Annotated in this window: 23 protein-coding genes and 1 pseudogene; 16 read left to right on the top strand and 8 right to left on the bottom strand. The window is 72.1% G+C overall.

Annotated features, from left to right (window positions below):
* Nucleotides 1-9 precede the first annotated feature (9 nt).
* Both OG417_RS31165 and OG417_RS31160 read right to left on the bottom strand, forming a co-directional pair.
* Complete coding sequence (locus OG417_RS31165) at nt 10-645, bottom strand: hypothetical protein (RefSeq protein WP_329236116.1); 636 nt, start codon at nt 643-645, stop codon at nt 10-12.
* Nucleotides 642-1238, bottom strand: a complete 597-nt coding sequence (locus OG417_RS31160) for an RNA polymerase sigma factor (RefSeq protein ID WP_329236114.1) — start codon at nt 1236-1238, stop codon at nt 642-644. The genes OG417_RS31165 and OG417_RS31160 overlap by 4 nt, the downstream gene beginning before the upstream one ends.
* Nucleotides 1239-1431: 193 nt before the next feature.
* Here OG417_RS31160 and OG417_RS31155 point away from each other — a divergent pair, with 193 nt between their 5' ends.
* The 5 genes and pseudogenes from OG417_RS31155 (at nt 1432) to OG417_RS31135 (ending at nt 4958) form a co-directional block, all read left to right on the top strand.
* Nucleotides 1432-2178 carry a type 1 glutamine amidotransferase gene (locus OG417_RS31155; RefSeq protein WP_329236111.1) on the top strand — a complete coding sequence of 249 codons (747 nt, stop codon included), beginning with the start codon at nt 1432-1434 and terminating at the stop codon, nt 2176-2178.
* 103 nt (nt 2179-2281) lie between these two features.
* A complete protein-coding gene (locus OG417_RS31150; protein ID WP_329262753.1) occupies nt 2282-3022 on the top strand; it encodes an MFS transporter in 741 nt (246 codons plus the stop codon).
* A gap of 45 nt (nt 3023-3067) precedes the next feature.
* Nucleotides 3068-3820, top strand: a pseudogene (locus OG417_RS54490) (MFS transporter); the annotation flags it as partial.
* Nucleotides 3784-4359: an MSCRAMM family protein gene (locus tag OG417_RS54485; protein ID WP_442875773.1), complete on the top strand. Its 576-nt coding sequence runs from the start codon at nt 3784-3786 to the stop codon at nt 4357-4359. The pseudogene OG417_RS54490 and the gene OG417_RS54485, both read left to right, overlap by 37 nt.
* 101 nt (nt 4360-4460) lie before the next feature.
* Nucleotides 4461-4958, top strand: coding sequence for a MarR family winged helix-turn-helix transcriptional regulator (locus OG417_RS31135; RefSeq protein ID WP_329236107.1), 498 nt, complete (start codon nt 4461-4463; stop codon nt 4956-4958).
* A gap of 77 nt (nt 4959-5035) precedes the next feature.
* Here OG417_RS31135 and OG417_RS31130 read toward each other — a convergent pair whose 3' ends face one another.
* On the bottom strand, nt 5036-5530 hold the full coding sequence (locus OG417_RS31130; RefSeq protein ID WP_329236105.1) for a universal stress protein: 495 nt from the start codon (nt 5528-5530) through the stop codon (nt 5036-5038).
* A gap of 66 nt (nt 5531-5596) precedes the next feature.
* Between OG417_RS31130 and OG417_RS31125 the strand changes: the two genes are divergently transcribed.
* A complete protein-coding gene (locus tag OG417_RS31125; RefSeq protein WP_329236103.1) occupies nt 5597-6031 on the top strand; it encodes a MarR family winged helix-turn-helix transcriptional regulator in 435 nt (144 codons plus the stop codon).
* Nucleotides 6032-6072: 41 nt separating this feature from the next.
* Here the strand turns inward: OG417_RS31125 and OG417_RS31120 are convergent, their stop codons facing one another.
* Entirely contained in the window at nt 6073-6354 is a 282-nt protein-coding gene (locus OG417_RS31120) for a DUF397 domain-containing protein (RefSeq protein WP_329236101.1), read from the bottom strand.
* Complete coding sequence (locus tag OG417_RS31115; RefSeq protein WP_329236099.1) at nt 6351-7199, bottom strand: helix-turn-helix domain-containing protein; 849 nt, start codon at nt 7197-7199, stop codon at nt 6351-6353. The genes OG417_RS31120 and OG417_RS31115 overlap by 4 nt, the downstream gene beginning before the upstream one ends.
* Nucleotides 7200-7384: 185 nt before the next feature.
* Between OG417_RS31115 and OG417_RS31110 the strand changes: the two genes are divergently transcribed.
* The 3 genes from OG417_RS31110 to OG417_RS31100 all read left to right on the top strand — a co-directional run bounded on the left by OG417_RS31110 (nt 7385) and on the right by OG417_RS31100 (nt 9280).
* Nucleotides 7385-7918, top strand: a complete 534-nt coding sequence (locus OG417_RS31110; protein ID WP_329236096.1) for an ATP-binding protein — start codon at nt 7385-7387, stop codon at nt 7916-7918.
* A 45-nt stretch (nt 7919-7963) separates the two neighbouring features.
* The gene (locus tag OG417_RS31105) at nt 7964-8773 is read left to right on the top strand and encodes an SAM-dependent methyltransferase (protein ID WP_329236094.1); all 810 of its coding nucleotides are present in this window, start codon (nt 7964-7966) and stop codon (nt 8771-8773) included.
* 156 nt (nt 8774-8929) lie between these two features.
* Nucleotides 8930-9280, top strand: a complete 351-nt coding sequence (locus OG417_RS31100) for an ATP-binding protein (RefSeq protein ID WP_329236092.1) — start codon at nt 8930-8932, stop codon at nt 9278-9280.
* 141 nt (nt 9281-9421) lie between these two features.
* Here OG417_RS31100 and OG417_RS31095 read toward each other — a convergent pair whose 3' ends face one another.
* Nucleotides 9422-10549, bottom strand: coding sequence for a suppressor of fused domain protein (locus tag OG417_RS31095; RefSeq protein WP_329236090.1), 1128 nt, complete (start codon nt 10547-10549; stop codon nt 9422-9424).
* A gap of 164 nt (nt 10550-10713) precedes the next feature.
* Between OG417_RS31095 and OG417_RS31090 the strand changes: the two genes are divergently transcribed.
* Nucleotides 10714-11046 carry a hypothetical protein gene (locus OG417_RS31090; protein ID WP_329236088.1) on the top strand — a complete coding sequence of 111 codons (333 nt, stop codon included), beginning with the start codon at nt 10714-10716 and terminating at the stop codon, nt 11044-11046.
* Nucleotides 11047-11062: 16 nt separating this feature from the next.
* On the opposite strand, the gene OG417_RS31085 is transcribed toward OG417_RS31090, so the two are convergent.
* Entirely contained in the window at nt 11063-12418 is a 1356-nt protein-coding gene (locus tag OG417_RS31085; RefSeq protein ID WP_329236086.1) for an aminotransferase class I/II-fold pyridoxal phosphate-dependent enzyme, read from the bottom strand.
* Nucleotides 12419-12528: 110 nt separating this feature from the next.
* Between OG417_RS31085 and OG417_RS31080 the strand changes: the two genes are divergently transcribed.
* The 5 genes from OG417_RS31080 to OG417_RS31060 are packed head-to-tail and all read left to right on the top strand — an operon-like array spanning nt 12529 to nt 16907.
* Nucleotides 12529-13467 (top strand): hypothetical protein, encoded by a 939-nt coding sequence (locus tag OG417_RS31080; RefSeq protein WP_329236084.1) that lies wholly within the window; start codon nt 12529-12531, stop codon nt 13465-13467.
* Nucleotides 13464-14273, top strand: coding sequence for a nitrilase-related carbon-nitrogen hydrolase (locus tag OG417_RS31075; RefSeq protein WP_329236082.1), 810 nt, complete (start codon nt 13464-13466; stop codon nt 14271-14273). Before OG417_RS31080 ends, OG417_RS31075 begins: the two co-directional genes overlap by 4 nt.
* Nucleotides 14270-15202, top strand: a complete 933-nt coding sequence (locus OG417_RS31070) for an ABC transporter substrate-binding protein (RefSeq protein WP_329236080.1) — start codon at nt 14270-14272, stop codon at nt 15200-15202. Before OG417_RS31075 ends, OG417_RS31070 begins: the two co-directional genes overlap by 4 nt.
* Nucleotides 15203-15207: 5 nt before the next feature.
* Nucleotides 15208-16146 carry an amino acid ABC transporter permease gene (locus tag OG417_RS31065; RefSeq protein WP_329236078.1) on the top strand — a complete coding sequence of 313 codons (939 nt, stop codon included), beginning with the start codon at nt 15208-15210 and terminating at the stop codon, nt 16144-16146.
* The gene (locus OG417_RS31060) at nt 16143-16907 is read left to right on the top strand and encodes an amino acid ABC transporter ATP-binding protein (RefSeq protein WP_329236076.1); all 765 of its coding nucleotides are present in this window, start codon (nt 16143-16145) and stop codon (nt 16905-16907) included. The genes OG417_RS31065 and OG417_RS31060 overlap by 4 nt, the downstream gene beginning before the upstream one ends.
* 15 nt (nt 16908-16922) lie before the next feature.
* On the opposite strand, the gene OG417_RS31055 is transcribed toward OG417_RS31060, so the two are convergent.
* Nucleotides 16923-19181: an Orn/Lys/Arg decarboxylase N-terminal domain-containing protein gene (locus OG417_RS31055; protein ID WP_329236074.1), complete on the bottom strand. Its 2259-nt coding sequence runs from the start codon at nt 19179-19181 to the stop codon at nt 16923-16925.
* Nucleotides 19182-19417: 236 nt separating this feature from the next.
* Between OG417_RS31055 and OG417_RS31050 the strand changes: the two genes are divergently transcribed.
* On the top strand, nt 19418-20521 hold the full coding sequence (locus OG417_RS31050; protein ID WP_329236072.1) for a PP2C family protein-serine/threonine phosphatase: 1104 nt from the start codon (nt 19418-19420) through the stop codon (nt 20519-20521).
* Nucleotides 20522-20538 lie beyond the last annotated feature (17 nt).

Raw genomic sequence — 20538 nt, 5'->3', positions numbered from 1 at the left:
CCTTCGGTGTCACAGGTTCCCGAGGGTGCCCGCCACGGAATCGGCCTCGTCCTGCGCGATCTTCTTCGTGGGGCTCGTCCCGATGAGCTTCCGCGGTCGGACGGACGGAACGCCCACCTTGACGGTTGCTTTGTCCCGCGGGGTGTGCCTCTGCGGTTTCCCGGACGGCGTCTCCGTCTCCTGCGACGGCCGCTCGCTGCGCCCGGCCTCCGGCGTGGGGTGCGAGGCCGCCGTGCGTGGAGTCGGGCTCGTGCTCGGACGCGGGCTCAGGCCCGGAGGCGGGCTCGGGCCGTAGCGGCCCGTCGTACGGCCCGACCCGGCCGGTGCGTCGGTACGCTCGGGGTAGCCGGTCCTCGCGGGTCCACGCGAGTGCCCGGTGGCCGCCACGGCGACGCCCCCGGCGAGCAGCAACACGAGGGCGGCCACGGCCGCCTTCAGCCCGGCCGGCGTACGGATCCGGCGCGGGCTTGCGGACGGGAGCGAACGCGCCTCGCGGAACGCCGCGACGGCCGCCTCCTCACCGTCCGGCTCCCGTACCGGGCGCGCGGACACCGCGGCGAGCAGCGCGGCGAGCCCCGGCGGTCCGGCGGGTTCTCCGCGGAGCATCCGCTCGGCGGTGTCGGGGTCGAGACCGGGATCGTTCATCGCGGGAGCTCCAGGTCGTTGATGAGACGCTCGAGACGGCGCAGCCCGCGGTGCGCCGCCGTCCGTACGGCTCCGGGGCGTTTGCCGACGAGCCGCGCGACGGCCTTGGCGTCCAGGCCGATGACGACGCGCAGCACGATGATCTCAGCCTGGTCGCGGGGCAGGCGGGCGATCAGCGCCAGGGCCGCCCGGGTGGACAGCGAGTCCAGCACCGCCGTCTCGGTGTCGTCGGGCGCGGGCGGGTCGGGGAACTCGGCGACCGGCGCCTGCTCGACCGGACGGCGCCGGCGACGGCGAAGATGGTCGAGCGCACGGTGACGGGCGATGGTCGCCGTCCAGGCGCGGAAGCCCTCGGCGTCGCCGTCGAAGACGGTGATGTCCCGGGCGATGTGCAGCCACGCCTCGGAGGTGACGTCTTCGGCGTCGTCGCCGACCAGTGTGCGTACGTAGCGCAGCAGCCGAGGGTGGAACTGCCGGTAGAGCGTGCGGAAGGCGTCCTCGTCCCCCTCGCGGGCGGCCCGGAGAGCCGTGCCGAGATCCTCCGGACCCGCCACCGGCCAAGGCGGGTGATCGAGCTCCTCTGCGTGACTCACCCGGGACATGATGCGGCATATGAGACGTACGTCCAAAGCCGTCCACCGACGAACGGGTACGCACGGGGCGGACGCTCGTGGAGCGGGCGGTCCGCGGGGCTGGAATAGTGGTCACCCGCCGGCCCCAAGTGACGCGGGACATCGGACGAGGTGCGCCGGCCCGACCGCAGCAGACGTTCGATGGAGCGCAGCAGTGACCTCTCTTCCTCCCCACCGGGTCCTCGTCGTCCGCAACGCGGAGCGGAGCCCGCTCGGCCGGCTCCTTCCCTGGTGGGAGGCTGACGGCCTGCACATGGTCGAGGTGACGGGCGACGCGGTCCCCGCCACGCCGGACGGCTACGACGCGGTGGTCCTGCTCGGCGGCGGCCTCCTGCCCGATGACGACGAACGCGCCCCGTGGCTGGCGGCCGAGCGCGAGCTGACGCGGAAAGCGGTGGCGCGCGGCGTCCCGCTGCTGGGCATCTGCCTGGGCGCCCAGGTGCTGGCCATGGTCGCGGGCGGCGTGGTCCGCGGCGACCACGGCCGTCCGGAGCGCGGTTCGTGCCACGTCTCGCTGCGCCGCGAGGCCGAGGGGGACCCGCTGTTCGCCGGGCTGCCGGATCGGCTCCGTTTCATCCAGAACCACCGCGACCAGGTCACCGAGCTCCCGCCGGACGCCGTCCTGCTGGCCGAGAGCGACGCCTGCCCGATCCAGGCGTTCCGCGTGGGGGAGCGGGCCTGGGGCGTGCAGTTCCATCCGGAGGCGGGAGCCGACCGGCTCGACCGCTGGGACGAGGCCGCCCTCGCCGATGCCGGCCTGGACCTGCGCGTCCTCCGCGCCAGGGCCGAGCGGGCCGAGCCGGAGTCGTCCCGGCACGCGCGGCGCCTCGCGTCCAACTTCGCCACGCTCGTACGCGAGACCGCACGCACCTCCGCCGCCCGCGCGAACCTGCCCGGCTGACCCGCCGCTCGACCTACGGCACCGGACCGCCCGGCGCGCTCTCCCGTCCAGAAAGTCGCTTGAGGCAACCAGTGACGCGGGCCCGACCACCTACACCTGGGTCATCACGGGCAGCCCGAGCTGGACCAGCACCTCCGGCGGCCTGACCGCCCTGGCGCAGGTGATCATGGCCGTGATGATCGCGCCGCGGGAGCGCGGTCGCTACTCCGGTTACATCGGCGCCGTGTTCGCGCTCGCCACCATCGGCGGCCCGCTGGTCGGCGGCGTGATCGTCGACACCTCCTGGCTGGGCTGGCGCTGGTGCTTCTACGTCGGCGTGCCGTTCGCCGTCCTCGCGCTGATCGTCCCGCAGAAGACGCTCGACCTCCCGGCGCGGAAGCGTCAGGTGAAGGTCGACTGGGCGGGTGCCACGCTGATCGCCGCCTCGACCTCCCTCGTGCTGGTGTGGGTGTCGTTCGCCGGCCACGACTACGACTGGCTGTCCTGGCAGACCGCCCTCATGCTCTGCGGCGCGGTGGTCCTGGCGCTCCTGTTCCTGCTCGTGGAGCGGCGCGCGAGCGAGCCGATCCTGCCGCTGCGGCTGTTCCGCGTCCGCACCGTGAGCCTGGCGGTGGTGGCCGGCCTCCTCGTCGGCGTCGCGATGTTCGGCGCGACGACGTTCCTCAGCCAGTACTTCCAGCTCGCCCGGGGCGCGAGCCCGACCCGCGCCGGTCTCATGACCCTTCCGATGATCTTCGGTCTGGTGATGACGCGACCGTGGCCGGGCGCGTCATCACCAGGACCGGGCGCTGGAAGGGCATCCTCGTGCTGGGCGGCCTCTTCCTGTCCGGCGGCTATGACCTGATGAGCACTGCGGCACGACACGCCGTACTGGCGGGCCGCGGTCTTCATGGCCTTCGTCGGCATCGGCCTCGGCATGGTGATGCAGAACCTCGTGCTGTCGGTGCGGAACCAGGTCCGCCCGCAGGAGCTCGGCGCCGCCAGCTCGGTCGTGGCCTTCTTCCGTACGCTCGGCGGCGCGGTCGGCGCGGTCGGCGTGTCGGCGTTGGGCGCGGTGCTGTCCGGCCGGGTCGCGCACTACACCGCGCAGGGCCTGGCCGGCATCGGCGTGCACGGCACGGGCGCCGGCGGCGGCTCCATTCCCCGGCTTTCCGCACTTCCTCCGCAGATCAGGCCGATCGTGGAGGACGTGTTCGGCCACGGCATCGGCAACGTGTTCGCCTACGCGTCACCGTTCGCGGTCCTCGCGCTGATCACCGTCCTGTTCATCAAGGAGGCGCCGCTGCGCACCGCGAACACCGGTGCCGCCGAGACCGCCGCGGCTCCGGTCGCGAGAGCGGCGTACCGGCCCGCGCACGCCGCGCCGCACCGTACGCCCGAGGCCGCGTACGCCGTGCCGAGCCGCGCGCCGGAGACCGGGAACGTCATCCGCGGGACCGTGCGCGACGCCGCCGGCGTCCCGGTCGCACGCGCCGCGCTCACGCTCATCGACGCCGACGGCCGCCAGATCGGCCGTGCCACCGCCGGGGCCGACGGCCGGTACACGCTCACGGCACCGGGGCGCGGCGGCTACGTCCTGATCGCGTCGGCGGGCGAGCACGACCCGTGCGCGGTCCCCGTCGACATCGGCGACCGGCCCGCGCGGCTCGACGTGGCGCCCGCCGGTTCCGGCGGGCTCGCCGGCACGGTCCACGACGCGGAGGGCGCGCCGGCGAGCCGGCGCGCGAGGCGCTGGTCATCCTCACCGACGCGCGTGGCGAGGTCGTCGCGACCGGCACGACCGGCGGCGACGGCGCCTACGCCTTCGCCCGGCCGGCGCCCGGGCCGTACACCCTCACGGTCGGCGCCGGCGCGCGCCGGCCGGCCGCGGTACCGGTCGAGGTCGGCGACGGGCGGACCCGGCAGGACGTCACGATGCCGCCCGCCGCCCGGCTGCGCGGGGTCGTCCGTGCCGACGGGCGCGGGCCGCTCGCCGACGCCCGCGTCACGCTGCACGACGCCGCCGGCAACGTGGTCGGCGTCGCCACGACCGGCCCGGACGGGGCGTACGCCTTCGGCGATCTGACCGGCGGCCGGTACACCCTCACGACCTCCGCCTATCCGCCGGTGACCAGCCCGGTCGTCGTCGACGGCCGGGGCGAGGACACGCACGACGTGTGGCTCGGCCGCCTCGGGCGATGACACGCGGCGGTCCGGTGAACAGGGCCGTTCGCGCCGGCGCTAAGGTGACCCGTGGACAATCCTCGCCGGCGGCAAGATCCGGACGAGGTGAGAAGACGGTGATGACGATCGCGGCCGACCACGAGACCTACGACGCCGTCGAGCACGAGCTCGGCGTCCTCCTGCGCCGCGCGCGTGCGCTGTCGGTCGGCATGATGCGTGAGGTCCACCAGGGGCTCGACCCGGCGGCGTACGGCCTGCTCCTGGGCCTGTACGACCGCGCGCCGGTGCGGCCGAGCGACCTCGCGGCCTACTTCGGCGTCGGCAAGGCGACGATCAGTCGCCAGCTGAGGGCGCTGGAGGATCTGGGTCTCGTCGAACGCCGCGCCGATCCCTGCGACGGGCGTGCCCACCTGCTCGCGCTCACGAGCGAGGGGCGGCGCCGGATGGACGCCGTACGCGTCGCGCGCCGGGAGCGCTTCTTCGCGCTGCTCGACACCTGGCCGGAGGAGGACGTGCGCACCCTGGCCACGATGCTGGCGCGCTTCAACCGGCTGGCCCAGGAGAACGGCACTCCCGCACGCTCCCGTCCGGCGGAAAGCGACGAGGGACTGACCTAGAGTCCCCGTCCGTAGCGAACGGCGTCCAGGCGGTGCCCGGAGAGAACCGCCGCAGCGGTACGGTCTCAAAGGACGGCTCAGGTCACGCCGGTGCGGTGAACGGGACACACGCCCGACCGCGCCAGCCTGCGGGCCGGGCAGCGGTGGAACCAGCGCGACCACGGCGCGCGCGGCAACTGCCCGACGAACAGGGCGTCGCCGTGCTCGGCGCGTGCGATCTGCGCGAGGCATCGGTCCGGACGGCCTGAGACGACCTTGAACCGCCAGGACCGGCCCGTCGGGTCGAGGGTCTGCACGCACTGGAGCCAGGCGTCGATCTCCCGGCTGTCGCGGCACTCGCGGCTGATCGCCACGGCGCCCGGAGCGAGGAACGCCGTCATCTCGCACATGCCGGGCAGAGAGCGGACGTGGACGCACAGGATGCGCGCGTCGACCTGCGCTGCCCGGTCGGCGGCCTCGCGGAGCGCGGCGAGCCCGGAGTCGGTGCCGTCCACGCCCACGATGAAGAGCGGTCTGTTCCGCGAGCCCCGGACAGCGCTGTCCGAGCCGTCGGGTCCGAATGAGTGATCCATCACCGTCCTGACTCCTTACCGCCGTTCCATAGTACGCTATATAAATCGGTGAGCGGGGGATGAAGCGTGGAGCTTTTCGATGAATTCGTCGATGCCGTCCTGGACCTGATGCGCACGGCGCGGCGTACGGGTGGCGCCGCCCACACCGTCCGGGGGGACGGTGTCTCGGTGCCGCAGCTCGTCGTCCTCGCCGCGGTCGACGTCGCGGGCGGGCAGGGGGTCACCGCCGTCGCGGAGCGCGCGGGGCTCGCGCAGCCCACGGTGACCCGTGCGCTGGCGGCGCTGGAGCGCCGGAGCCTGGTGCTCCGCGCCCCGCACGCCAGTGACGGCCGGACCACGTCCCTGGCGCTGACCCCCGGGGGCAAGGCGGTGCTGGAGGAGACGATGCGGAACGTCGTCGCACGCTTCGGCGAGCTGTGGGAGTCGCTGGCGGAGGACCAGCGCGAGCACGCGGTGCGACTCATCCGCAGCCTCTCGCGGATCACGGCCGAACTCACCTGACCCGCCTCGTGCGGCGCCAGGCATGGGGTCCGGGCGGTCTCTCAGCCGTCGGGCGGGTCAGGGCGGGGAGCGCCGTCGGCGTGGGGGCGGAAGAGGAGATGGTCGAACGACCCGTGCTTCATCGCCTCGATGAGGCCCTTCACCTGGGCCTTGGTGAAGATCAGCACCGGGCCGTCGGGGTGCCGGGAGTTGCGCATGGCGATCTGCTCGCCGGGCAGCGCGGCGAGCTCGACGCAGTTGCCCTGCGGGCTGCTGGCCGGGCTCTTGTGCCAGTGGGCGTCGGGCAGGTCGCCGGCGGGCATGCCGTTGTGGAGCGGGCTCAATAGTCGTCCATGATGCGGTTGATGATGTCGACCGACTCGTCGGGGGAGGCGCTGATGATCGACAGGCGCTCCATCACGAGTAGGTAGGCATCGACCTCCTCGCGTTTGTCCAGGTACAACGCGTTCGTGAGCTGTTCGACGTAGATGACGTCGGTCAGCTGCGGATCGGGGAAGCGGAGGATGGAGAATCCGTTCAGCGCGGTGTGACCGCCGGCGGCGAACGGGGTGACCTGCAGGGTCAGGTTCGGCAGCTTGGTGGCGGCCACGAGCTCTTCGAGCTGGCGGCGCATGACGTCGGCGCCGCCGAGCGGCCGGCGCAGCGCGGCCTCGTCGATGATCGCCCACAGCCGGAGCGCACCGTCGCGGAACCGTCGCTGGCGGTCGCGCCGGAGCGTGACCCGCCGGTCGACCTCCTCGGCGCGGAAACCGTCCAGGGCGATCACCGCGGCGGCGTAGTCGGAGCTCTGCAGCAGACCGGGGATGTAGTGCGACTCATACGTCCGGATGCGCTGCGCGGCGTTCTCCAGGCCGACGTAGGCCTGGAACCAGCCGGGCAGGACGTCGTTGTAACTGTGCCACCAGCCGGGCTGGTTGGCGCGCCGGGCCAGCGACAGCAGGTCCTCGCGGATGGTCTCGTCGCCGACGCCGTACAGGAAGAGGAGTTCGGCGACGTCCTCCTGCTTGAACGCGTTACGGCCTCGCTCCATCCGGCTGATCTTCGACTCCGACGCGCCGATCTCGCGTGCGGCCTGCTGGGGCGTGACGTCGGCGAGTTCACGAAGGCGGCGGAGTTCGGCGCCGAGGAGAATGCGGAGGACCACGGGTCCCGAGCCGGAAATGTTCATTACGGCCACCCTAAAAAGAGGCGTACGGCCAGGGCCGTTTCCGTGCCGCGGTGGCCGCGCGATTGGGTCCGAACATTATGCGTCCGGATCGGCCGATGTGGTTGCGGGTGCAATTGCACGGCGGAATGATATCTCGGTAACGGGGTCGCCGTCCTGACCCTGGAGTCACACACCGAGGACTTTCGATGGTCGGAACACCGGTGACCCGGGCGGAGATCGTCTGCCCGGAATTCGGGTTGATCATGGATCATCCCGATGGCGAGGATGATCCAGGTATATCCCTGCACATAAAGACTCGTCCGGGTGACGATCTGACGATCGCGCTGGGCGACGATCTCACCTGGGTGAAGTTCGCCCGCGACCGTACGGCCGCCGTCATGAGCGCCTGGGGGCTCGGCGGGCACATCCCCGCCGCGACCCTGGTCGTGTCCGAGCTGGTGACCAACGCGCTCCGTCACGCCCTGCCGTCCGTCGAGGTCCGGCCGCATCCCCCCGTCCTCCTGCGGCTCGTCCGACGTCGCCGGTCGGTCGTGTGCCTGGTCGCCGACCCGAGCGACCGGCCGCCCGTGCTCGCCGAGGCCGACTTCGCCGCCGAGACGGGCCGCGGTCTGTACCTGGTGGCCGCCCACAGCCGTCGATGGGACTGGGCGCCGAGGCGCGATCGGCCGGGCAAATGGGTCTGGGCCCTGTTACCACCCCCGGCCGATGCGTCACGATGACAGAATCAGCCTTTTCTTCCCCGCCTTGGCAACAAGGGAGGCTCGATGTCGAGTACCCGGCCGTCGGACGTGTTCCGGCCCGACATCCCCAGCCCCGCACGCATGTACGACTATTATCTCGGCGGGCGTGATCATTACCCGGCCGACCGCGAGGCCGCCGAAAAAGTGATCGCGGCCATGCCGAAGGGGCTCGTCCGCACCGCCGCGCGAGAAAACCGCCGGTTTCTCGGCCGTGCCGTGCGGTATCTCGCCGCAGAAGCCGGAATTCGCCAGTTTCTCGACATCGGTGCCGGCCTGCCGACCATGGGATCGGTGCACGAGATCGCGAAAGGCATCGCGCCGGAAAGCCGCATCGTCTACGTCGACAACGACCCGATCGTCATCGCCCACGGCCGGGAGATGCTGCAGGGAGTCGACCAGACCGCCATCGTCCAGCACGACCTCCGGGAACCCGAGAAGATCCTCGATGACGAGTGGCTGCGGCGGACGCTGGCCTTCGACCGGCCGGTCGCCGTGCTCCTCGTGGCGATCCTCCACTTCCTCTCCGACGACGAGGACCCGCGCCGGGTCATCGACACGCTGCTCGCGCCCCTTCCGCCCGGCAGCCACCTCGTCGTCTCCCACGCGACCGCCGACAGCTTCCCCGAGCTGGACGAGGCGATCCAGGTCTACCGCAAGGCCACCGAGACCGCGTACAACCGCACGCGCGAGGAGGTCGCCGCCCTCCTGGAGGGCCTGCCGCTCGTCGAGCCGGGACTCGTCTGGCTGCCCCAGTGGCGCCCGGACGCCGACACGGGCCTCGTGAACGACCCCGGCCGGTCGGTCTGCTACGCCGCCGTCGCCCGCAAGCCCTGACCCGCACCTGGCGTGGCTAGCGGCCCGGGGGGCGAGCTCACGGGCGGTCTCCAGGCCGCTGCGGCGACGTTCCGGCCACTGGACCGCGCCGGTCCGTGACGCTCGCGGCCGCCGACGACGCCGACGTGGAGTTCTTCCCCCTATGGCCCGGTCGGGGTGAGCAAGACCCACGTCGCCCGGTCATTGGGGCAGCCTGTCATCCGCGCCGGATACGACGTCCGGTTCGTCAAGGCCTCCCGCGCCCTGGCGCACCTGTCCGGCGGGCACGCCGACGGATCCTGGTCCAAACGGCCGGCCGAACTCGCCCGCTCCGCGGTGCTCATCCTGGATGACTGGGCGATGCGCGAACTCAAGGCCGTCCAGGCCGACGACCTGTATGAGCCGGCCGGCGAACGCGCCGTGGCCCGCAAGCCGCTCGACATCGAGATGGTCACCTCGCGGTCGATGCCGTCCGGCGACCAGGCGAAGCACGGATCCCGACCCGGCGCGAGCGAGCGCGATCGCTGACGCCGGCCGGTCGCCGCCTGGTGTGTATCGGAGGGGCCGCGCCGGGTCAACTCCGGCGGTCTCGCGCGCTTGGCCACCTGCCGAGCTGAGTGGAGGGGCCTGTTCGGAAGAGCGCGCCCTTCGGTGGTCCAAGGTCGACGCTCACCGGGTGACGTCAGTGAGCGGGACGCCGTTCACTCCGGTGAGGCGGGCGAGCACCGCGTCGTTGCTGGTGGCCTTCGCCTCGGCGAGTTCTTCTCGGGTGACGCCCACGGCGGTGATGAACTCGACTTCGCCGTCCGGGGCATTGATCACACCCAGGTGCGGGTCGGTGACAAAGGCCAGCGCGTTGAGCCTGCTGGTCTCGGGGCCGAGTCGCCCGGCGACACCCATCCGGTGCCCATCGGCGAACGGGCAGCCCTCGCCGAACACGTAATCGCCGAGGTTCTGCAGCGTCCCCAGCGCCCAGCCAGGCGGCAGTTCGTCGCCTTCGTCGCGCGGGACGCGCATCGTCAGCTCGAAACCGAGGCCGCTGGCACCCGGTTGGGATTCGACGTCGAGTAGTCCGTCCAGGTCGCTGAAACCCCACGTGACAAGCAGCCAGTAGCCGTCCCCGCGGTGCGCGCTCAGCTCCTGGACGCCCTCACCCATCGGGATGTTGGTCGCCCAGCGCAGCGGCTTGTCATCGGGGAGGTGAGCCTCCAGCGCGGCAGCGATCGCCATTCGGCTGCCCTCACGCCGTCGTGCGACGCCCCCGTGAAGGTAGGCGTCCATCAGCCCACCCCAGAACGTGTCCGGCGCGAGAGCGCGCTCGTCATATGTCCTCAGGTCGGCGATGAGCTTCTCGACGTACGGGCGCGTCTCTTCGAGGGACAACCCGCCCATCTCCTGCGCGCACAGCTCAATCCGGTGCAGGAACTCCACGAACGCGCCGAGCGAGGTGTTGATGGTCTCGGGCTCGGGGGTGGGCACGCCGTCCTCCAGCGCGAGCAGAAAGACGTTGCTGCTCTCCAGCTCCACGGCGTAGCGGATCCGGTCGTCGGTGCGGCCCTTACCGAGGATCATGAAACGCGCCGGTCTCTCCGGCGTCTCGGCCTCGAAGACCGTCAAGGCGTCGTACGGACCGTCCACGTGCATCGTGAAGAGAATGTCGGCGGTGACCGGCAGGCCGACCTCACACAGCACCTCGACGTCCTCTGGCCGGAAGCCGCGCTCCTCGAGCTGATCGCGGTCGAGCGTCACGACACCATCCGCGCCGAAGACCCGGACAAGTTCGGAGTGCGTGACCACGGGCAACCTCTTTCACCGGGGGCGGGTGATCAAGATCGTAGTGCTGCGGTGTCCTCCCTGGCCTTGGCTTCTGGGAGGCAACGGCATGGTCCGCCGCGCCGGCTCCGTCCGCAACGAGTCCATGTCACCACCGCCTCACACACCTGCACCCGCGGGGAGAACCGGTGATCAAACATCACGAGCGTCACCCGGCCGGAGCCGCACCCCATCTCCCATCGCGTCGGCAACCGACTCACGCGAAGGAACGCGCGGGCCTACGAGCACGCCTGTCGGCGCTGATCACCTACACCCTGCGCGCGCCCTCCGGCCTGCCGTCCGCGCTGCGGGAGTACGAGCGGACCCGGTCACGCCGGGCCGGTCGCGTGGCCAGGCTCGCGGTCGCGGAGGTCACCGACCGCTACGGCCCGATGCTGTCCCGGCTCACCGCGGACGGCCTGGTGAGTCGCCACCACACCCGCTGGCTCAGGCGGATCAGCGACTACCTGGCCACCCGCTGAGGCCCCGGCCCGGCGGTCAGTGCAGGCTCGGCGGCGCCGCGGCCAGCGCGATCAGTTCGGCGAGCTCGGCGATGCGGTCCGGGTCATCCGGCAGCCGGCTGGTGGCGATGCGCAGGTGCGGGGCGGCCGCGGCCACCTGGTAACGGCTGCCGGGTACCGCGGCGACCCCGTGGGCGGCGAGCGTGACCAGGGCCGCGGACTCCTCGGTGACCGGCACCCACAGCATCAGGCCGTCGTGGTTGCCCGTGGGCACGCCGCGTTCGGCCAGCGCGCCGGCCAGGGCCTCGCGGCGCCGGGCGTACGCCTCGCGGGCGCGGGCGACCGACTGCCGCGCCTCGGGGTCGGTGAGCAGCCAGGCCAGGGCGTCCTGCAGGACGCGGCTGGTCCACCCGGTGCCGTAGCTGCGCAGCACCCGCACCTTCTCGATGGTCTCGCCGGCGCCGCCGATCACGGCGACGCGCAGGTCGGGGCCGTGTGACTTGGAGTAGGACCGCACCAGCACCGTACGGCCGGGCAGGTGTTCGCCGAGAGTGACCGCCGGTGCGGTCGACACCTCGCCGATGCCGTCGTCCTCGACCGCGAGGGTGCCGGTGGGGGCCAGCAGCGCGGCCAGCTCCGCCGCGCGGGCCGGGCTGAGCGTGTGCCCGCACGGGGTCTGACCGCGCGGCTGGTAGACGAAGGCCGCCGGGTTGGTCTGCAGTGCGCGGGCCAGCGAGGAGGGGATCGGCCCGTCCCGGTCGCAGGCGACCGGCACGACCTCCGCGCCCAGTGCCTCGAAGATGTCCAGCAGCCGGGCGCCGGTCGGATCCTCGACGGCGATGCGGTCGCCGGGCAGCGCCAGAGTCTGGCAGACGAGCTGCACGCCCTCGTACCCGCCGCCGACCACGAGCCAGCGCTCCGCGGGGAACGGCCAGGTCGGCTCGACCGCCTCCCGCAGCCGCCCGGTGATCGTCTCGCGTGCGTAGTCGTTCAGCCGCTCGGTGCGGGCGGCGGCGGCGAGCGCGTCGTCCAGGCGCGGCAGGAGCGCGGGGTCGGGCGCGGCGATGGCCAGGTCGACGGCGAGCCGGCTGCCGAACTCCCCGATCCGCTCGTAGCGCGCGGGCCGCGGGACGCTGGGCGGCCCGATGACGACGGTGCCGCGCCGTCGCTGCGCGCTGACCACCCGGTGGCGGCGCAGAGTCGACCACGCCTCGGCCACCGTCGCCGGGCTCACCCCGAGCTCGGCGGCGAGCCCGCGCACCGTTGGCAGGCGGGAGCCCGCGGCGATGTCGCCGCGCCGGATCAGGCCGGTCAGGGCCGAGGCGATGCCCCGTGCGCTGTGCTCGCCGATGTGCCCGGCGAGCCAGCTCGCCTCGACCGTGGTCTCGCCCATGTTCCCCCGACCTCACGGATTTCTTTGTGCAGTAACAAAACACCCATTGTACTCACGGTTGGCTGAACATAAGGTCGGTCGTCATTACGGCCTATCCGAAACGGAGTGTTGTGTCGGTTCCACGCATTCGCCTCGCCCTGCGGGACTGGGACCATCTCGTCCCGCTCGTCACCGGCCAGGTCCGCCCCCGCGGCTTCGAGCTGGAGATCGAGTCCCGCGCCGTCACCCCGGACGTTCTGCGCGAACCCGGGCTCGACGGCGGCGAGACCTCCTTCAGCCGGTACGCCCTGGGGCGCGGCGACGGCGACGGCCGGCTGACCGGTCTGCCGATCTTCGTGATGCGCGGGTTCCGCCACCGCTGTGTCCTCGTACGCCGGGACAGCGGCCTGACCACCGCCAAGGACCTGGCCGGGGCGCGGATCGGGCTGACCGGCTGGCCCGACTCGGGCAACACCTGGACGCGGGCGATCCTGCGCTCGGCCGGCGTCGACCTGAGCGGCATCGCCTGGACGGTCGGCCCGCTGACGGCGGGGGAGACCGGCAAGGACCGCGTCGGCCCCCGCCCGCTGCCGGCCAACGTCACGGTGACCGACGAGTCACTGGTGGACGGGCTCGCGAGTGGCCGCCACGACGCGATCTTCACGCCGTTCATGCCGGAGGAGATGTTCACCGGCACCAGCCGCTTCCGCCACCTGTACGACGACCACCGCGGCGCCGAGCTCGACTACTTCGGCCGGACCGGCTTCGTGCCGGGCATCCACCTGCTGGCGCTGCGCAGCGAGGTGGTCGACGAGCACCCGTGGCTGCCGTCGGCGCTGGAGGAGGCGTTCGAGGAGTCCAAGCGGCACTGGCTGGCGCGCCGGCGGCACCTGGCCGACACGACGCCCTGGCTGCTGGCCGAGCTGGAGGCCGGCACGCGGATCTTCGGTGCGGACTGGATGCCCTACGGCGCCGCCGCCAACGCCGCGATGACGGCGGCCTTCTGCACCGAGCTGCATGAGCAGGGCATCGCCCCGCACCCGATCGACCCCGAGGAGCTGTTCGCATGAGGATCGCCGTGGGCCAGTTCGCCTCCACCGAGGACTGGACGGCCAACCTCAAGTCCTGCCTGGCGCTGGTGGACCAGGCCGTCGCCGGCGGCGCGGACCTGCTGGTGCTGCCCGAGGACTCACTCGCGCTGTTCATCGACCAGCCCGCCCGCATCGCCGGGGTCGCCCAGCCGCTCGACGGCCCGTTCGTGACGGCACTGGCCGAGCGCACCGCGGGGACGTCCGTCACCGTCGTCGCCGGCCTGCACGAGCCGGCCGGCGACGGGAAGGTGTTCAACACGCTCGCCGCGGTCCGCGACGGCGCGGTCGTCGCGTCGTACCGCAAGATCCATCTGTACGACGCGTTCGGGTCCCGCGAGTCCGACCGCGTCCGGCCCGGCGATGGCGAGCCGGTGGTCTTCGACTGCGCGGGATGGACCGTCGGCCTCATGACCTGCTACGACGTAAGATTCCCGGAAATCGCCCGGTTGCTGGCCGACCGCGGCGCCGAGGTGATCGCCCTCCCCGCCGCCTGGGTCCGCGGGCCGGCCAAGGAACGGCACTGGGAGGTCATGACCGTCGCCCGCGCGCTGGAGAACACCTGCTACGTCGCGGCCTCCGGCGAGTGCGGCCGGCGCAACATCGGCGCGAGCATGGTCGTGGACCCGCTCGGCACCGTCCGCGCCCGGCTCACCGACGCACCCGGCCTGGCCTGGGCCACCGCCGACCGCCCCGAACTCGACGAGGCCCGCCGCCGGCTCCCCGTGCTCGCCAACCGCAGATTCGCCGTCGACCCCGCGATCCGTCCCCTGGAGGAATGGTGTTGAGAGGCATCATCGCCGTACTCGCCGCGGCCCTGCTACTGGGCGCGTGCGGGAAGAACCCGCCCGAGGCCGAGGGCATCCTGGGCGGCCACAAGTCCCAGGGCGTCGACCCGGCGGACCTGCGCCAGACGACCGACCACAAGCTGCACGACCGGCTGCCGGCCAAGGTACGCGCCGCCGGCAGGCTGATCTCGGTGAACAACGGGTCCTTCCCGCCGTACGAGATCGCCGGCTCCGACGGACGCTCGCTGAGCGGCGCCTCCGCCGACATCGCCACCGCGCTGTCCCAGCTCCTCGGCGTCAAGATCGAGCACGTCACCGTGGACGGCCTGCCCAGCGAGCTGACCGGCATCAAGGCCGGCCGGTACGACTTCGCGATCGGCCCGATCGGCGACTTCCCCGACCGCGAGGGCGCCGCGGACTTCGTCGACTGGGTACGGGAGTTCGTGGTCTTCGCGGTGCCCAAGGGCAACCCCAAGCACATCGGCTCCATCGCCGACACCTGCGGGCTGCGGATCTCGGTGATGGCCGGCGGCTCGGCCGAGGACGTGATCAAGAAGCAGTCCAAGACGTGCACCTCCCAGGGCCGCCCCGGTGTCCAGGTGCAGTCCTACAAGGACCAGCCGACCTCCATCCTCGCCGTGCGCTCCGGCCGGGCCGACGGGTTCTTCTCCTCCCAGGCCCCGCTGACGTACTTCGTCCAGCAGTCCGGCAAGGACCTGCAGCTGGCCGGCACCGGTAAGGCCAACGGCTTCGCCGACCTGTACCAGGGCGCGGTCGTCGCCAAGGGCTCGCCACTGCGCGACGTGCTCCTCGACGCCCTGCGCACCCTGGTCAAGAACGGCACCTACACCAAGGTCATGAACAAGTGGGGGCTGAGCGCGAACATCCTGGCCAAGCCCGGCGTCAACCTGGCTCCGAGAGAGGGGTGATGAGCATGACCGTCACCGACCGGCGGCCCGAGGAGGAGCGAGCGGAGGTCGACGTGGCCGGAGCCGCGCGCCCGCGGCACCCGCTGCGCTGGGTGGCCTCGCTCGTGCTGCTCGTCCTCGCGGCACAGCTCGTGCACCTGCTCGTCACCAACGACAACTTCGAGTGGCATGTGGTCGGCGAGTACGTCAACGCCTCGATCATCGGCCACGGCATCGCGATCACCCTCGAGCTCACCGTGGTCGCCATGGCGGTCGGCATCGTCGGCGGTGTCCTGCTCGCCGTCGGCCGCCTGTCGGAGAACCGCCTGCTGCGCGGCGCCTGCGGCCTGTACGTCTGGTTCTTCCGCGGTATCCCGGTGCTGGTCCAGCTCGTGTTCTGGTACAACCTGTCCGCGCTGCTGCCGAGGATCTCCTTCGGCGTGCCGTTCGGGCCGGAGTTCGTCAGCGGCGAGACCAACCACCTGATCACGCCGCTGCTGGCCGCGATCCTCGGCCTGGGCCTGAACGAGGCCGCGTACATGGCCGAGATCATCCGCGGCGGCCTGCTCGCCGTCGACCCCGGCCAGACCGAGGCCGCCCAGGCGCTGGGCATGAGCGACGCGCGCACGTTCCGGCGCGTCGTGCTGCCGCAGGCGATGCGGTTCATCGTCCCGCCCACCGGCAGCCAGGTGATCAACATGCTGAAGGCGACGTCGCTGGTCAGCGTGATCGCCCTGGCCGATCTGCTGTACACCGTCCAGTCCATCTACAACCGGACGTTCCAGACGATCCCGCTGCTCATCGTCGCCTGCCTGTGGTACCTGCTGATCACCTCGATCCTGTACGTCGGGCAGTCCTTCATCGAACGCCACTACGCTCGCGGCGCGACCCGCCAGGCGCCCCAGGGCTTCTGGGATTTCGCCCTGCTCCGCCGTCGCGCCAGGACCCCGGAGGTGCCGTCATGACGACCGCGATGGTGCGCGCCGCGGGGGTGCGCAAGAGGTTCGGGCACCTGGAGGTGCTGAACGGCATCGACCTGGACGTCGCGCCCGGCGAGGTCGTCGTCGTCCTCGGCCCCTCCGGGTCGGGCAAGTCCACCTTCCTGCGCTGCATCAACCACCTGGAGACCATCGACGGCGGCTCCATCCACGTCGACGGCGAGCTGATCGGCTTTCGCGCCGACGGCGGGCGCGTACGCCACCTGCGCAAGCGCGAGATCACCCGGCAGCGCCGGGAGATCGGGATGGTGTTCCAGCAGTTCAACCTGTTTCCGCACCTCACCGTGTTGCAGAACATCGTGGAAGCGCCCACCGGCGTACGCCGCGAGCCGTCGGCGCGGGCCCGCGAGCACGCGCTGGAGCTGCTGCGCCGGGTCGGGCTGGAGGAGAAGGCGGGCGCCTATCCCCGGCAGCTGTCCGGCGGCCAGCAGCAGCGGGTCGCGATCGCCCGTGCCCTGGCCATGCGCCCGAAGCTGATGTTGTTCGACGAGCCGACCAGCGCGCTCGACCCCGAGCTGGTCGGCGAGGTCCTGACCACGATGAAGAGCCTGGCCGACGACGGCCTCACCATGATCGTGGTGACCCACGAGATCGGCTTCGCCCGCGAGGTCGCGGACCGGGTGGTGTTCATGGACGGCGGCCTGATCGTGGAGTCCGGGCCCCCGTCGGAGGTGCTGGAGAACCCCGCCAACCCGCGGACGAAGGCCTTCCTCAGCAAGGTCCTGTGAACCGGCGGGTGCGCGTCACGCGGTGACGCACTCGATCCAGTAGCGCCCGTCGTCGTCGCGGTGTGCGCCGTGGATGTCGGTGGCGAGGTAGGGGAAGGAACGGTCGAAGTCCTCCAGAGCGCGTAGGTAGCGCATCAGCGGCCCGTCGTCGGGCCCGGTCGACTCGCCGGGTGCCAGCATCGGGATGCCGGGCGGGGTGACGACGACGGTCGCGGCGGAGACCCGGCCGGCCAGTTCGCGGAGCGGCACCCGCTCGGTCCGGTACCGGATCAGCGCCTGGTAGCAGTCGGCCGGCGTCATGCGCGGCTCGGGCAGGTCGGTGAAGACCTGGTCGAGCAGCGCGCCACGCCGGGAGTCGTGGATGCTGCCGTGGACCTGCCCGCACAGTTCCCGCAGCGTCACGCCCGACGGGCCGAACCCCGGCAGCACCTCCGCCAGCGGCACGTCGTCGTCGTGGGCGTTCTTGAAGTCGATCAGCGCGTCGATGAGCGTGCCCCACTTGCCCTTGGTGATGCCGAGCGAGAACAGCACGAGCAGGGTGTGGTCGCCGGTCTTCTCCACCACGATGCCGCGGCGCTCCAGGTAGGCGGCCACGATCCGGGCGGGCACGCCCCACTCCGTGGTGCCGCCCGCCGCCTCGGCGCCGGGACAGGTGATCGTCACCTTGATCGGGTCGAGCATGCAGTGGCCGTCGTCCAGCCCGTCGAACCCGTGCCAGGCGGCACCGGGTTCGAGCGCCCAGCATTCGGGCCGGGTGGCCAGCAGCTCCGGATCGGCGTCCTCGAACGCGACCGTGTCGCCCGTACGGGGATCGGGCACCCGGGGCGGCTGCCAGACGCCGAAGAACCAGTCCGGGCGGGTGCCGTCGTCCCGGATGCGGGCGGCCAGCCGTGCCATCGCCTGCCGGAAGCGGACCGCCTCGACGATCGCCTCACCGGTCAGGAACGCACCCGACGGCCCGTCCATCATCGCCGCCGCGACGTCCAGCGACGCGATCATGGGGTAGAGCGGCGAGGTGCTGGCGTGCATCAGGAACGTCTCGTTGAGCCGGTCGTGGTCCACCGGCGCGCGCGGCGAGGAGCGTACGTGCAGCATCGACGACTGGGACAGCGCGGCCAGCAGCTTGTGCGTCGACTGCGTGGTGAACACCGTCGGGCGCTCCGGGCCGGGCAGGGTCCGCCCGTCCACCGCCATGCCGTACCGGCGCTCGTACAACGGGTTGAACCGGGCGTAGGCGAACCACGCCTCGTCGAAGTGGACGCGCGGCACCGACGCGCCCAGCAGGCCGGCGACGCCGACCGCGTCGTAGCACAGCCCGTCGTAGGTCGAATTGGTGATCACCGCGTAGGTGGGGTCGGGCCCGGCCGCCCCGCCGGCGAACGGATGGCCCGCCAGCCGGTGGCGTACGGCGGCCGCGGAGAGGGCATGGGCGGGGATCGGCCCGGCCAGGCCGAGACCGTTGCGCTCGGGCACCAGGTAGACCGGCCGGGCGCCGGTGATGGTGAGGGAGTGCTGGATGGACTTGTGGCAGTTGCGGTCGACCAGCACCAGGTCGTCGCGGGCGATGGCGTGGTGGCCGACGACGCGGTTGGCGGTGGAGTTGCCGTTCACCACGAAGAACGTCCGCTCGGCGCCGAAGATCCGGGCGGCGTTGCGCTCGGCGTCACCGATCGGGCCGGTGTGCTCCAGGGGCGAGCCCAGCTCGGGCACGGAGATGGACAGGTCCGTGCGCAGCAGGCGTTCGCCGTAGTAGTCGAAGAACGCGCGGCCCACCGGCGACTTCAGGAACGCGACACCGCCGGCGTGGGCGGGCGTGTGCCAGGAGTAGCGGTGGCTGTCCTCCAGGTGCCGCAGCGCCTCGAAGAACGGCGGCAGCATGCCTTCGGCGTACTGCTCGGCCGCGTGCGCGATGCGCCCGGCGATGAAGCCGGGAGTGTCCTCGAGCGGGAAGACGTAGCCCTGGATCACCTCGTGCACCCACAGGGGCACGTCGCGCGGCTCGTGCTCGGTCGTCAGCAGGAAGACCGGCAGGCGGTGGAACCGCTTGGTCACCGCGGTCATGATCTCTTCGGCGCCGGCGGCGTCCCACGCGACCAGCATCGCCGACAGCGTCGCGTCCGACCGGATCACCGCCAGCGCGTCCGCCCTCCGGTGGGTCCAGCGGACCTGCACCCCGTGCTCGTTTATCGCCGTACGGAGGCGGCGCAACTGCTCGGCGACGGCCGAGTCCCCGTCCGGTCGTTCGTCGACGGCGATGAGAACCACGCGCTCCATGGGGACCTCCGGGTCGCTGCGGGATGCCGGGCGGCATCGGTAGTGTCGAGCGATCACTACGAGAAGTGGCCGAGCCACTGCGAAATGTAACCGCATGCCCCGGTGAACGTAAAGTGCCGGTCCGGTCGCCGGCGGTGAGGGACGGCAGGGCGCTGGTGTGGCCGGTGTGGCGCTCGCCGCGGCGCCGGGCGCTCCCCGGCGGCCCGGCACCGCGTTTCATGCGGTAGGCAGGGAAGATGCGTCTTATCTGGTACGCGGCTCTACGGCAGGCGTGGCGTCCGGGGCGTGCCCTGCTGGTGATCCCGATCGCGCTGATCGTCGCGATCGTCGCGGTGGACCTCCTGAACGGTCCCGGTGTCCACCTGGGGCCGCTGCTCATCGTGGCGCCCGCGATCACGGCCGCCTTCGCCGGTCCCGGGCTGGTCGCCCTGATCGGAGCCCTCGCCGTCGCCGGTGAGGTGTCCACCGTCCTGATCGAGGGAGCGGCCGGCGGCACCGAGAACGAGACGCACGTCGTCGCGCTCGCGGTGGTCTCGGCCCTGATCGTGTTCTTCTCCATCGTCCGGGAACGGCACCGGCGCCAGCTGACCAAGGCCCGGGAGGTGGCCGAGATCGCCCAGCACGCGCTGATGCGCCCGCTGCCCGAGCGTGTCGGCCCGCTGCGCCTCGCGTCCGTCTACCTGACCGCCGAGCAGGAGGCGCGGATCGGCGGAGACCTGTACGCCGCGGCCCGGATCCGATCCGGTACGCGCCTGATCGTCGGTGACGTCCGGGGCAACGGCCTGGCGGCCATCGACACCTGCGCCCTGGTGGCCGGGGCCTTCCGCGCGGCCGCCCACCAGCGGGCCGCGCTGCCCGAACTCCTCGACTTCCTGGACAACGCCGCCTGCTTCGAGCCCACCGCGCCGGACACGGACGTCCCGGACCCCGACGAATGCTTCGTCACCGCCGTGGCCGTGGACATCCCCGACGACCGGCCGGTCGTGCACATCATCAACCGGGGGCACCCGGCGCCGCTGCTGCTCAGCGGCGGCCATGTCATCGAGCTGGCGGCACGCGAGCCCGCCCTTCCGCTCGGCCTGGGCGGGCTGGCCCACGTCGGGGGGAACGTCGAGTCCTTCCCGTTCGAACGCGGCGACCTGCTCCTGCTGTACACCGACGGTCTGATCGAGGCCCGGGACGCCGGCGGACGGTTCTACCCCCTGGCCGAACGCGTCGCGGGCTGGCCGCGCACCGACCCCGCGGGCCTGATCACGCGCCTGTGCGAGGACCTCACCGCTCACGTCGACGGACGGCTGGGCGACGACGCCGCCATGATCGCGATCCAGCGGTCCGCCTGACGCCGGTGACCGGCAGG

Source organism: Actinoallomurus sp. NBC_01490 (assembly GCF_036227085.1).
GTDB classification, from domain to species: Bacteria; Actinomycetota; Actinomycetes; order Streptosporangiales; family Streptosporangiaceae; genus Actinoallomurus; species Actinoallomurus oryzae.
Note: the sequence above shows the minus strand (reverse complement) of the source record. Positions and strands in the feature narration are given on the sequence as shown.